The 12,484-nt window shown below is 62.7% G+C and carries 12 protein-coding genes and 1 pseudogene; 4 read left to right on the plus strand and 9 right to left on the minus strand.

All coding sequences use genetic code 11. The features are described from left to right. Nucleotides 1-65 precede the first annotated feature (65 nt). The 3 genes and pseudogenes from HRH33_RS03010 to HRH33_RS03020 all read left to right on the plus strand — a co-directional run. Nucleotides 66-1,484: an FAD-dependent oxidoreductase gene (locus HRH33_RS03010; protein WP_167416751.1), complete on the plus strand. Its 1,419-nt coding sequence runs from the start codon at nucleotides 66-68 to the stop codon at nucleotides 1,482-1,484. 129 nt (nucleotides 1,485-1,613) lie between these two features. Continuing rightward, a complete protein-coding gene (gene hemE, locus HRH33_RS03015) occupies nucleotides 1,614-2,681 on the plus strand; it encodes a uroporphyrinogen decarboxylase (protein ID WP_034095516.1) in 1,068 nt (355 codons plus the stop codon). 193 nt (nucleotides 2,682-2,874) lie between these two features. Continuing rightward, nucleotides 2,875-3,363, plus strand: a pseudogene (locus HRH33_RS03020) (cytochrome b/b6 domain-containing protein); the annotation flags it as partial. A gap of 35 nt (nucleotides 3,364-3,398) precedes the next feature. Here the strand turns inward: HRH33_RS03020 and HRH33_RS03025 are convergent. After that, nucleotides 3,399-4,646, minus strand: a complete 1,248-nt coding sequence (locus HRH33_RS03025; protein ID WP_425326816.1) for an MFS transporter — start codon at nucleotides 4,644-4,646, stop codon at nucleotides 3,399-3,401. A 146-nt stretch (nucleotides 4,647-4,792) separates the two neighbouring features. On the opposite strand from HRH33_RS03025, the gene HRH33_RS03030 reads away from it, so the two are divergent. Continuing rightward, nucleotides 4,793-5,686 carry a LysR family transcriptional regulator gene (locus tag HRH33_RS03030; RefSeq protein WP_034136588.1) on the plus strand — a complete coding sequence of 298 codons (894 nt, stop codon included), beginning with the start codon at nucleotides 4,793-4,795 and terminating at the stop codon, nucleotides 5,684-5,686. A 270-nt stretch (nucleotides 5,687-5,956) separates the two neighbouring features. Here HRH33_RS03030 and HRH33_RS03035 read toward each other — a convergent pair whose 3' ends face one another. The 8 genes from HRH33_RS03035 to HRH33_RS03070 are packed head-to-tail and all read right to left on the minus strand — an operon-like array spanning nucleotide 5,957 to nucleotide 12,464. Beyond that, complete coding sequence (locus tag HRH33_RS03035; protein ID WP_094065153.1) at nucleotides 5,957-6,409, minus strand: hypothetical protein; 453 nt, start codon at nucleotides 6,407-6,409, stop codon at nucleotides 5,957-5,959. A gap of 25 nt (nucleotides 6,410-6,434) precedes the next feature. Next, nucleotides 6,435-7,661, minus strand: coding sequence for a beta-ketoacyl-ACP synthase (locus HRH33_RS03040; protein ID WP_034095712.1), 1,227 nt, complete (start codon nucleotides 7,659-7,661; stop codon nucleotides 6,435-6,437). Further along, nucleotides 7,661-8,389, minus strand: coding sequence for a 3-oxoacyl-ACP reductase FabG (gene fabG / locus HRH33_RS03045; protein ID WP_034095520.1), 729 nt, complete (start codon nucleotides 8,387-8,389; stop codon nucleotides 7,661-7,663). The genes HRH33_RS03040 and fabG overlap by 1 nt, the downstream gene beginning before the upstream one ends. Next, nucleotides 8,386-8,847, minus strand: a complete 462-nt coding sequence (locus HRH33_RS03050) for a hotdog family protein (RefSeq protein WP_167416753.1) — start codon at nucleotides 8,845-8,847, stop codon at nucleotides 8,386-8,388. The genes fabG and HRH33_RS03050 overlap by 4 nt, the downstream gene beginning before the upstream one ends. Further along, the gene (locus HRH33_RS03055) at nucleotides 8,844-10,010 is read right to left on the minus strand and encodes a beta-ketoacyl-[acyl-carrier-protein] synthase family protein (protein WP_167416754.1); all 1,167 of its coding nucleotides are present in this window, start codon (nucleotides 10,008-10,010) and stop codon (nucleotides 8,844-8,846) included. The genes HRH33_RS03050 and HRH33_RS03055 overlap by 4 nt, the downstream gene beginning before the upstream one ends. Continuing rightward, a complete protein-coding gene (locus HRH33_RS03060; protein ID WP_123479590.1) occupies nucleotides 10,007-10,489 on the minus strand; it encodes a hypothetical protein in 483 nt (160 codons plus the stop codon). The genes HRH33_RS03055 and HRH33_RS03060 overlap by 4 nt, the downstream gene beginning before the upstream one ends. Beyond that, nucleotides 10,486-11,220, minus strand: a complete 735-nt coding sequence (locus HRH33_RS03065; protein WP_123479589.1) for a class I SAM-dependent methyltransferase — start codon at nucleotides 11,218-11,220, stop codon at nucleotides 10,486-10,488. The genes HRH33_RS03060 and HRH33_RS03065 overlap by 4 nt, the downstream gene beginning before the upstream one ends. Beyond that, nucleotides 11,217-12,464 (minus strand): NAD(P)/FAD-dependent oxidoreductase, encoded by a 1,248-nt coding sequence (locus tag HRH33_RS03070; RefSeq protein ID WP_167416755.1) that lies wholly within the window; start codon nucleotides 12,462-12,464, stop codon nucleotides 11,217-11,219. Before HRH33_RS03070 ends, HRH33_RS03065 begins: the two co-directional genes overlap by 4 nt. Between the last annotated feature and the right edge of the window lie 20 nt (nucleotides 12,465-12,484).

A 12,484-nucleotide genomic window follows, 5' to 3' on the forward strand; every position in this document is an offset into this window, starting at 1 on the left:
GGTTTATTTGATTTCTTGCAGCTTGAAGCTTGTAGCTTAAAGCTGTCGTGTACGAGGTTTTAACGATGGCCGAACGTCTCAGCAACGACTTCCAATTCCTCGATGTCGGGCGCAAAGATCCGAAGAAGAAACTGTTGCGTCAACGCAAGAAAGAGTTCGTGGAAATCTACGAACCGTTCAAACCCCAGCACTCGGCCGAACAGGCCCACCGTTGCCTGGGCTGCGGTAACCCGTATTGCGAATGGAAGTGCCCGGTGCACAACTTCATTCCCAACTGGCTGAAGTTGGTGGCCGAGGGCAACATCCTCGCTGCCGCCGAACTGTCGCACCAGACCAACACCTTGCCGGAAGTGTGCGGCCGGGTGTGCCCACAGGATCGTCTGTGCGAGGGTGCCTGCACCCTTAACGACGGTTTCGGCGCGGTGACCATCGGCTCGGTGGAGAAGTACATCACCGACACCGCCTTTGCCATGGGCTGGCGCCCGGACATGTCCAAGGTCAAGCCGACCGGAAAGCGCGTGGCGATCATCGGCGCGGGCCCGGCGGGCTTGGGTTGTGCCGACGTGCTGGTGCGTGGCGGCGTGACCCCGGTGGTGTTCGACAAGAACCCGGAAATCGGCGGCCTGCTGACCTTCGGCATCCCCGAGTTCAAGCTGGAAAAAACCGTACTGAGCAACCGGCGCGAAGTGTTCACCGGCATGGGCATTGAGTTCCGCCTGAACACCGAAGTCGGCAAAGACGTGACCATGGAGCAACTGCTCGCCGAATACGATGCGGTGTTCATGGGCATGGGCACCTACACCTACATGAAGGGCGGTTTTGCCGGTGAAGACCTGCCGGGTGTGTACGACGCGCTCGACTTCTTGATTGCCAACGTCAACCGCAACCTGGGCTTTGAAAAGTCGCCGGAAGACTTCGTCGACATGAAAGGCAAGAAAGTCGTGGTACTCGGCGGTGGCGACACGGCGATGGACTGCAATCGCACCTCGATCCGCCAGGGCGCCAAGTCGGTGACCTGTGCGTATCGCCGTGACGAAGCCAACATGCCGGGCTCGCGCAAAGAGGTGAAGAACGCCAAGGAAGAAGGCGTGAAATTCCTCTACAACCGCCAGCCGATCGCCATCGTCGGTGAAGACCGCGTCGAGGGCGTCAAGGTGGTCGAGACCCGTCTCGGCGAACCGGATGCCCGTGGCCGTCGCAGCCCCGAGCCGATTCCGGGTTCCGAAGAGATCATCCCGGCTGACGCTGTGGTCATCGCCTTCGGTTTCCGTCCAAGCCCGGCGCCGTGGTTCGAGCAGTTCCAGATCCAGACCGACAGCCAGGGCCGCGTCGTCGCCCCGGAACAAGGCCAGTACAAGCACCAGACCAGCAACCCGAAAATCTTCGCCGGTGGCGACATGGTGCGCGGGTCCGACCTGGTGGTGACGGCGATCTTCGAAGGCCGCAACGCCGCCGAAGGCATCCTGGATTACCTGGGCGTCTGATGACGTAGCGGCGAGTTTCAAGCGGCAAGTGGCAAGTTAAAAGCACAATGGCTTCAACTTGCCGCTTGTAGCTTGCCGCTTGCCGCTGTCTTTTGAGACCATACCCGCACTTTTTTTGCGGATGCCGACATGACTGCCCTCAAGAACGACCGTTTCCTTCGTGCCCTGCTTAAGCAGCCCGTAGACGTCACCCCGGTATGGATGATGCGTCAAGCCGGGCGCTATCTGCCGGAATACCGCGCCAGCCGCGCCCACGCCGGCGACTTCATGAGCCTGTGCATGAACCCGGCGTTCGCCTGCGAAGTCACGATGCAGCCGCTGGACCGCTATCCACAACTGGACGCGGCGATCCTGTTCTCCGATATCCTCACCATCCCCGACGCCATGGGCCAAGGCCTATACTTCGAAACCGGCGAAGGCCCGCGTTTCAAGAAAGTCGTCAGCACCCTGGCCGATATCGAAGCCCTGCCGATTCCCGATCCGCACAAAGACCTGGGCTATGTGATGGACGCGGTCAGCACCATCCGCCGCGAGCTTAACGGCCGCGTGCCGCTGATCGGCTTCTCCGGCAGCCCGTGGACCCTGGCTACCTACATGGTCGAAGGTGGCTCGTCGAAAGACTTCCGCAAGACCAAGGCCATGCTCTACGACAACCCACAAGCCATGCACCTGCTGCTGGACAAGCTGGCCCAGTCGGTCACCAGCTACCTCAACGGCCAGATCATGGCCGGTGCGCAAGCGGTGCAGATTTTCGATACCTGGGGCGGCAACCTGTCCGCTGCGGCTTACCAGGAGTTTTCCCTGGCCTACATGCGCAAAATCGTCAGCGGCCTGATCCGTGAACACGAAGGCCGCAAGGTGCCGGTGATTCTGTTCACCAAGAACGGCGGCCTGTGGCTGGAAAGCATCGCCGATGCTGGCGCGGACGCCCTGGGCCTGGATTGGACCTGTGATATCGGCGACGCCCGCCGCCGGGTCGGCGATAAGGTCGCGCTGCAAGGCAACATGGACCCGACCGTGCTGTACGCCAAGCCGGAAGCGATCCGCGCCGAAGTCGGCCGTATCCTGGCCAGCTACGGCAAAGGCACCGGGCATGTGTTCAACCTGGGCCACGGCATCACCCCGGAGGTAAACCCGGACCACGCCGGCGCTTTCCTGCAAGCTGTGCACGAGCTGTCCGCGCAATACCACCAGTAACATCCCGCCTCAAGCGAGCCGCCCTCTGTCTGGCAGTGGGCGGCTCGTTGCGCTTCAGCGTTTGTTAAGTCCGACCTTGGTACGCTGCCGATGTTGGGATTTCTCCTACAGCCTTCGGTAACTGCCTCGGTAAAAATCCTACCCGACTCTTCCACTCGCCAGTGATTGGCGTTTATTGTCAGGTGATATCAGGATGAACACTTCAGCGTATTCAACCGGCCAGAAACTCCTGCATTGGATTTCGGCCGTCATCATTCTGTGGGCATTGTTATCCGGTTTTTTCGTCGCCGTGTTCAGTGTGCCGGCGTCGGTCAAGGCGTGGGTCGCGTTCTTCAATGTGTCGTTGACCACCGCCTATATCCCGATCTTCGTGTTGCGGGTGTTCTGCTCTTTCAGCCACGGCCTGGATTTTTCAAGCAAACGCACGGTGCAGGAGTACCTGGCGTTGCTGGTGCACAAGGCGATGTACCTGGTGCTGGCCGTGGTGCTGGCGACGGGTGTGCTGATGATGGACCGCCCGATCAATATCTTTAACCTGGTGTCCATTGCGCCTTTTGAGAGCGACGCGGCGCGCATCGCCCTCTACACCCGCGTGCATGTGCTGTCGTGCGTGGCGTTGTTGCTGATGCTGGTGCTGCATATCGGCGCGGTGGAGATGCATGAGCGTCGCGGTAAACGGGTGATGGCGCGGATGTCGTTTACGCAGCCGCCGGGGCCTCAGGCCGAGGCCAGCGGCGGTAACTTGGCCAGCCTCAACGCCACCAGCAACGCGCCTGTCAGCAAGGTCAGGATAAACGCGCCGATGCCATTCCAACCGGCAAAGTGCCAGAAGAACCCGCCTGCCGTGCCGGCGATGCTCGAGCCGGCGTAGTAGCAGAACAGGTACAGCGAGGAAGCCTGGCCCTTAGCCTTGGTGGCCCGGCGGCCGATCCAACTGCTGGCCACCGAGTGGGCACCGAAGAAGCCAAAGGTGAACACCAGCATGCCCGGCACCACCAGCCATAACGGCGATAGCAGAGTCATGGCCATGCCGCCGAGCATCACCAGGATGGTGGCCCACAGCACGCGCCGGCGTCCGAGGCGGTCGGCCAGCGAGCCGATCTTCGCTGAACTGTAGATGCCCGAAAGGTACACCAGCGACAGCAGACCCACCACGGCCTGGCTCAGGTCGTACGGATCGGCCAGCAAGCGATAGCCGATGTAGTTGAACAGCGTCACGAACGCGCCCATCAGCAGAAAGGCTTCAAGGAACAGCCATGGCAGGCCGGCATCCTTGAAGTGCATGACGAAGCCTTCCAACAGGCTGCGCGGCCGCAAACTACGGGGGCGGAAATTGCGCGATTCGGGCAGGATTTTCCAGAACACCGTCGCGGCGATCAGTGCCAGGGCGCCGATGATCAGCATCGCGGTGTGCCAACTGACGAAATCGATTAACACGCCGATGATCAACCGTCCGCTCATGCCCCCGATCGCGTTGCCGCCGATATACAAGCCCATGGCCAGGCCGATGTGTTGAGGGTGGATCTCTTCGCTCAAATACGTCATGGCCACGGCCGCCAAGCCACTGAGCGACAGCCCCACCAGCGCGCGCATCAATAGGATGCCTTCCCAGGACGGCATCAGGCCGCTGGCGATGGTGGCAAACGCGGCACAGAACAACGCGGCCACCATCACCGGTTTACGCCCCAGGGTGTCGGAAATCGGCCCGGTGATCAGCAGCCCCAGCGCCAGCATTGCCGTGGAAACCGAGAGCACCAGGCTGCTCTGCGCCGCGTTGATGGAGAACTCATGGGACAGCGCCGGCATCATCGGTTGTACGCAATACAGCAGGGCAAACGTGGCGAAGCCGCCGGAGAACAGCGCGAGTACCGTGCGCATGAACAGCGGTGTGCCTTTTTCGATGTACTCGTCGTTGAATTGAGCCACCACCTCATCCAGGGCGGTGGGTGGAAGATCATGAGCCAGTGGCGCAACAGCAGATTTCACAGGAACCTCGGGGGAGCAAAAGCCTGCCAGGGCGGGCAATGGAAAAAAGAATATAGCTGGCTAATGATTCTTTCCAATATATTGTTCGACCTGTTTGATAGCTTAAACGACCTAATGAGGTGGGCATGGAATTGCGACATCTGCGGTACTTCATCGCGGTCGCCGAAGAATTGCACTTCGGTCGCGCCGCGCAGGTGCTGGGCATCTCGCAACCGCCCCTGAGCCAGCAGATCCAGGCATTGGAGCATGAGGTGGGGGCGCGGTTGTTCGAGCGTACCAATCGTCGGGTCGAACTGAGCGAGGCCGGGCGCCTGTTTCTGCAAGAGGCACGCCTTGTGTTGGCCCAAGTCGACAAAGCCGCGGACGTGGCGCGGCGTGCGCAGCTGGGCGAACTGGGGGAATTGAAGATTGGCTTCACGTCATCGGCGCCGTTCAATGCCAGCATTCCCCAAGCCATATTTGCGTTCCGCCAGGCGTTCCCGGCGGTTCACCTCAACCTGCAGGAAATGAGCAGCACCGAGGTGGCCGAGTCGCTGGTGGATGAGTCGATTCAGGTCGGGCTGATGCGACCGTTGCCTTTGCCGGATTCGTTGGTTGTGATCGAGCTGATGCGAGAACCGCTGGTGGCCGTGCTAAGCGCCGGCCACCCCCTGGCGCAAGGCTCCGAGCGTGGTTTGCACCTGGCACAATTGGCAGAAGAGCCGTTTGTGTTTTTCCCACGCAGTTACGGCAGTGGCCTATACGCCCAACTGCTCAACCTGGCCCGCGACGCCGGCTTCAGCCCGCGCTTCGCTCAGGAAGCGGGTGAGGCCATGACGATTATCGGGTTGGTGGCGGCGGGGTTAGGCGTGTCGGTACTGCCGGCGTCGTATCAGCGCATCCGCATCGATGGCGTGGTGTATCGCACCTTGCTGGACCCGGAGGCGGTGACGTCAGTGTGGCTGGTGCAACGCAAGAGCGCACAAACGCCAATGGGCAAGGCATTCGTGGAATTGCTCACGCGCAAGGCCACACAGTAATCGTCGCGCCGCCCGAAAAGGGGCCGCTTCGCGCCCCAGCGCGAGGCAAGCTCGCTCACCACAGAGGTTGTCTCACTACATAGGTGACGCTTCCTACGGTGAGTCCGGTTGTTGTGGTGAGCGGGCTTGCCCAGCGCCGGGCTGGGCTGGGCAGCCGCCCCGATCCCATGTGCCGGTTGAACGGCATCGTTTGAAAAAGGGGCCGCTGCAAAAATGCTCGGCTTATCACCACATAAGATGGGCCGGCCATCGAAGGGGTAGTGCTTGGCCTCAGTTCTGCTTTGAGGTGCCGGTCTGCTCAAACAACTGCGCCGCCGACCCTGCCTCGCCACTCACACCATTGCTGCGCAAGCCTGCCTTGATGTCGTTATCCAGGTTGTTCACCCAACGGTTGTAGTTGCGATGGATCTTGCCGTCCTTGTAGCCCAGGTCGCGGCTGTCCCGGTAGGTGATGGCGTAGCTGCTGCGGGTGTAGCGGATATCGATTTCAGCGTGGTACTGGCCGCGCACGGTGATTTCGGCCTGCACCAGTTGCGGGCTCAGGCGTTGCACGGTCCATTCACGTTTCTGCAAGGCGTTGACGATCACCTGCTTCATTTTCTCTTCGCTGACCTGAGTACCTGCCGGTAGCTCGCTGTGAGGGTTGAGCACCGGTTTGCTGGTGCAACCGGCGGCGGTCAGCAGGGCCAACGTGATGAAGGTGGCGCGTAGCAAGGAAGACATTCCGTTTTCTCCAATCGATTAAAAATCAGGACCAGCGGCGAAAGATCAGCGACGTATTGACGCCGCCAAAGGCGAAATTGTTATTCATCACGTAGTCGTGGTGCATCTGGCGAAACCCACCTTGCAGGTAGTCCAGCTCGCCGCACTGCGGGTCGACGGTGTCGAGGTTGAAGGTGTGCACGTACTGGTCGCGGTTCATCATTTCGATGCTGAACCACGACTCCAACGCGCCGCACGCGCCGAGGGTGTGGCCCAGGAAGCTCTTTTGCGAACTGATAGGCATGCGGCTGCCGAACAGGCTGCTGGTGGCCAGGGTCTCGGCGATGTCGCCTTGATCGGTGGCGGTGCCATGGCCGTTCACGTAGCCGATGGCGGCCGGTGCCAGGCCGGCGTCTTCCAGGGCCAGTTCCATGGCGCGGCGCATGGTTTTCTGTTCCGGGCGGGTGGTGTGCTGGCCGTCGGCGTTGCTGCCGAAACCGACGATTTCCGCATGGATATGCGCACCGCGCGCCAGCGCATGTTCCAGTTCTTCCAGCACCAGCATGCCGCCGCCTTCACCGATCACCAGGCCGTCGCGGCCGCTGTCATAGGGGCGTGGGCTGGTTTGCGGTGCGTCGTTTTTCAGGCTGGTGGCGTAGAGCGCGTCAAACACCATGGCTTCGGTGGGGCACAGTTCTTCGGCGCCGCCGGCGAGCATCAACGGCAGGCGCCCGAACTTGATGGCCTCGTACGCGTAGCCGATGCCCTGGCTGCCGCTGGTGCAGGCGCTCGAAGTGGGAATCAAGCGCCCGGTCAGGCCAAAAAAGATGCTGATATTGGCCGCGGTGGTGTGCGGCATCATGCGCACGTAGGAGTTGGCGTTCAGCCCCTCGGCCACCGAGTTGAGCAGCATATTGCCAAAGGCTTTGATCTCATCGGTGCTGCCGGTGGACGAACCACAGGCCACGCCCATGCGCCCGTCCTTGATCGACTCATCCCCCAGTAAACCGGCGTCTTGCAACGCCTGCTCCGCCGCCCACACCGCCAGGCGCGAGACGCGGCCCATGCTGCGCAGTTGCTTGCGCGTCCAGTGGGAGGGCACCACGAAATCGTCGATGGGCCCGGCCAGACGCGTGTTCAGTTCGGTGAAACGGTCCCATTCGTCCATGCGCCGGATACCGCTACGGTTGGCGCGGAAGTTGGCCGAGATGGTCGGCCAGTCGCTGCCCAGGGAGGTCACGCCGGCCATGCCGGTGACGACGACGCGCTTCATTAGCACAGGCCCCCATTCACCGCCAGCACCTGGCGGGTGATGTAACCGGCCTCGGCGGACATGAGGAAGTTCACCGCCCCGGCGACTTCTTCCGGGGTGCCCATGCGCTGTGCCGGGATCATCTTCATCAGTTCCTCGACGGGTACGTTTTCGTCCAGCATGGCCGTGTCGATCAACCCCGGCGCGACGCAGTTGACCGTGATCTTGCGCTTGCCCAGCTCGATGGCCAGGGCCTTGGCCGCGCCGATCAGGCCGGCTTTCGAAGCGCTGTAGTTGACCTGCCCGCGGTTGCCGATCAGCCCCGATACCGAGGTAATGCACACGATGCGCCCGGCCGCGCGACGACGGATCATCGGCATCATCACCGGGTGCAGCACGTTGTAGAAACCGTCCAGATTGGTGCGCATCACCACATCCCAATCGTCCTCCGACAAGGCCGGGAACGCGCCGTCGCGGGTCAGGCCGGCGTTGAGCACCACGCCGTAATAGGCGCCGTGTTGCTCCACATCGGCTTCAAGGATGTGCTTGCAGCTGGCGCGATCCGCCACGTCGAATTGCAGCACCCGCGCCTGCCGGCCCAAGGCCTGGATTTCCACCTGCACCGCATCCGCCTCGGCGCGGCCGCTGCGGCAGTGCAGCACAATGTCGTGGCCCGCCTGGGCCAGGCGCAGGGCAATGGCGCGGCCGATGCCACGGCTGGAGCCGGTGACCAGTACGGATTCAGTCATGGCGTTTCGTCCTTCGATTCATCTAAATAGGCGGCCGCCTGGGGCGGTCGAAATACGTTCAAGCGCGCGCTGGCGTGGAACCCTTCGCCGCGCAGGTGGCATTCGAACACACCCATGCCATTGTCGTCTTCCAGGGAACGCAGGCCGTGGATGCTCAGCTCGGCACCGGCCGGAAAGTGTTCGACGTTGCACTCGAACTTACGCGTGCCCAGCAGGAAGCCCAACGCCACTGGCTCGCCTTTGCGGCGGGCATGGCAGCCGGCATAGGCGGCCACGCTCTGCGCCATCAGCTCGATACCGACCCAGGCCGGCAGGCTGCCGTCAGGGCGGTTGAACAGGCCGCCGGGCTTGACGGTGGCGCGGGTGTGAATCTGTTCTTCGTCGAACGACAGCACCTGGTCGATCAGGATCATGTCGCCCGCGTGGGGGATCAGTTCGGCGAGTGGCCAATCGATCATGGGGCCTCTCCGATAATCAGGCTGACGTTGTTACCGCCGAAGGCAAACGAGTTGCTCATCAGGCGCGTGTTTTTCAAGGGTTCGCCGGCGTGTGCCCACTGCAAGGCGGGGAGCGCAGGGTCGGCCTCGCCGTCCCACACATGGGGCGGCACCTGGCCGTGGCGCAGGCTCAGCCAGCAGAACGCCGCTTCCAGCGCGCCAGCGGCGCCCAGGGTATGGCCGCTCATGGGTTTGGTCGATGAGCAGCTCACGCCGCCGGGGAACAGGCTGGCGACCGCCAGGCTTTCCATGGCGTCGTTATGTTGGGTAGCCGTGCCGTGCAGGTTCAGATAGCCGATCTGCTCCGGCGCCAGTTTCGCGCAGGCCAGTGCCTTGCGCATCGCCTGGAGCGCGCCTTTGCCGCTCGGCTCCGGCGCGGAGATATGGTGCGCATCGCAACTGGCGCCGCTGCCCAACAGGGCGATGGGCGCCGGTTGCCTGCTCATCAGAAACAACACGGCGGCTTCGCCGATATTGATGCCGTCGCGGTTGCGCGAAAACGGGTTGCAGCGCGTGTCGGATACCGCCTCCAGCGCGCTGAAACCGTTGAGGGTCAGCTTGCACAGGCTGTCCACGCCGCCGCAGATCACCGCATCGCACAGGCCCAGGTCCAACAGGCGCCGGGCACTCATCAGCGCACGGGCGCTGGACGTACAAGCGGTGGAAATCACATAGGCCGGGCCGCTCAGTTGCAACCAGTCGGCAAGGAAATTGGCCGGGGCGCTGAGTTCCTGTTGCTGATAGTCATAGGTGCCGGGGAAGCGATTGTCGCGCAGGTACTCGGCAATGCCGCGACTGGCTTCGTCGATGCCCGAAGTGCTGGTGCCGAGCACCACGCCCACCCGCGATGCGCCGTAGGTGTGGATCGCCTGGCGAATCTCTTCTTCGATTTGCAGCGCCGCTTCCAGCAACAGTTGATTGTTGCGACTGCTTTGCTGGCCCAGCTCAGGCGGGATACTCGCCAGCTCGCCCTGCACGCCGCCCACTGGCAACACGCGTTCGGGCACCCAGCCGCTTTCGGCGCGCATGCCCGAGCAGTCACCGGCGAACAGACGGCGGCTGACCTCAGCCTGGCCACGGCCAAGGGCGCAGATCACGCCGAGGGCGTTCAAGTAGGCGCTCATCGTGCGGCACCCAGCGGCGTAATGCGGTAGCTCAAGGGCTGTCCGGCGATGTTCACGCTGAACACCTCTGAAGACTGGTAGATGATTTGCCAATGACCCGGCAGGGTGCGGGTCAGGTCGCGTGCCTGGGCGCTGGGGTACAGCGCGCGCACTTCATCGGCCGACGTCAGGGCAAACAACAGCGCGGCGAACAACTCGCGGGCCTGGGGGTTGGGCGGCAGCAAGCCATCGGCCTGCCACTGGCCATCGACCAGTTTCTGCCGGGCTTGGGGGATGCCCAGCGGATCCATCATCGACCAGCGAATCGCGCCGCCTTCGCGTTGCACCACCAGTAGCCAATCCTGGCTCTGGCCATCCGCCAAGCGCTGCACATGCAGTTGCAGCGGCAGCGGCAAGCTCGGGGTGGTGGCGGGCAGCGGTGGCTGGCTGGCGCAGGCGCTGAGCAGCAACAGGCAGCCGATCAACAGTGCGCGGATCATGGTACGACGCTCGCCAAGGGTTTGCGTGCCACGCAGTTGACCAGGGTTTCTTCGCGCTGCCCCACCGGTTTCGGTCGGCGCAGGCGCAGGCGTTCGAGCAGGCCGAAATCCTTCGAACGGCTCCACCACAGGTACGGGTACGAGACATTCTGCGGGCCGAACTCAAAGCCTTGCTCGCGCAGCATCGCCAGATACCCTTCGGCGCTTTTCTGCACGTGCATGGGGTGGCGGAACAGCCAGCGGATCACCCAGGTGTCGATATAGGCTTCGGTGGATTCGGCAAACAGCAGGTAGCCGCCGGGTTTGAGCACGCGATAGAACTCTTGCAGCGCACGGTGTTGTTCCACCAGATGGTGGAAGGTCTGGTGGCAGAACAGTAGGTCGACGCTGTTGTCCGCCACATCGAGGGTGGCGCAATCGCTGCCGATCAGCTCGACGCTCAAACCCTGGCGCTCGGCCTCGGCCTGGCTCATCTGCAAACTGTGAGGGTCGGCATCCAGGCCGATCAGGCGTGCCGGCGCGAATGCTTGTTGTAGCAGGGTGAACGACTTGCCCTGGCCGCAACCGGCGTCCAGCAGTACCGGCGCCTGGGGCAGCGGCTCGCTGAACAGGCCGCGCAGGTCGTTAATCGCCACGCGCAGCACGTGGTGCTGCCAGGTGTGGCTGCGCAGGAACCACAGGCCGAAGCGGGTTTCCTCGACGTAGTTTTTGCTCAGGTATTGCGTGCTCATACCGGCTCACTCGCACAGATTTCCGACAACATCCGCAAACGTCGCTTGGGCTCGCTGACGAACGGGTTGCGCTCGTCCCACGCATAGCCGGCGAGGATCGAGCTGATCATACGGCGAATCTCCGGGGCACTGCCCGGATGGAAAATAACGTCCTGGAACGTCCCGGCGTACCAGCCTTCGACGTAGCAGCGGAAGGTGTCGACACCGCGTTTGAGGGGCGCGGCGAATTCGGTCTGCCAATCCACCGCCTCGCCGCTCAACTGGCGGTGCAGCACGCCTGCGGCCATGCTGGCCGAGCGCATGGCGATGGTCACGCCGGAGGAGAACACCGGGTCGAGGAATTCCGCCGCATTGCCCAAGAGCGCGAAGCCTGGGCCGTGCAAGGTCGTGACGTTCGCCGAATAGCCGCCGATGGTGCGCGCCGGCGTGTCCCACACGGCGTTTTGCAGCACGCCGGCCAGGCTTGGGGTTTCGGCGATAAAACCGCGCAGGCAGGCGTCGAGGTCATTACCACGGCCGTCGAAGTGTTCCTTGGCCGCGACCACGCCCACCGAGCAACGGCCGTTGCTGAAGGGAATGGTCCAGAACCAGATATCGCGCTGGGTGGGATGGGTGGTGACGAGGATTTTGGTGCGGTCGAAGCCTGGGTGTTCGATGCGATCCTCGATGTGGGTAAACACCGCTTGGCGCACCGGGAAATTCGACGGCGCTTCCAGGTCCAGCAGGCGTGGCAGCACGCGGCCGTAGCCGCTGGCATCGAGCACGAACTTGGCCTTGAGGTGATACTCGCTGCCGTTCTCGCGGCGCACATGCAGGTAGCGGCATTCGCCTTTGAAATCCACGCCGACGATGGTTTCGCCGTAGCGGATGTCCACGCCTTGCAGCGCGGCCTGGTCGGCCAGCAATTTGTCGAACTCGCCGCGTTGCACCTGGAAGGTGGTGGGCTTGCCGTCGCTGAAGGTGTCACTGAAATCGAACGCGCTGTAGCGCTCGCCCCAGGCAAAGGCGGCGCCGGTTTTCAGTTGGAAACCGGCGGCCTGCACGGCGTCCAGCATGCCGGCTTCTTCGATGAAATCGATGCAGTGGGACAGCAGGCTTTCGCCGATCGAGAACCGTGGAAAATGCTGGCGCTCGATGATCAATACATCATGCCCTTTGCGCTTGAGCAGCGCGGCGGCGATGGCACCTGATGGGCCGGCACCGATCACCACGACCTGGCGGCGTTCCATTTCAACTGTGGGCACGAGGGCTCCTTGCCGCATTG

The sequence above is a fragment of the Pseudomonas rhodesiae genome (assembly GCF_013285305.1).
Classification (GTDB): Bacteria; Pseudomonadota; Gammaproteobacteria; order Pseudomonadales; family Pseudomonadaceae; genus Aquipseudomonas; species Aquipseudomonas rhodesiae.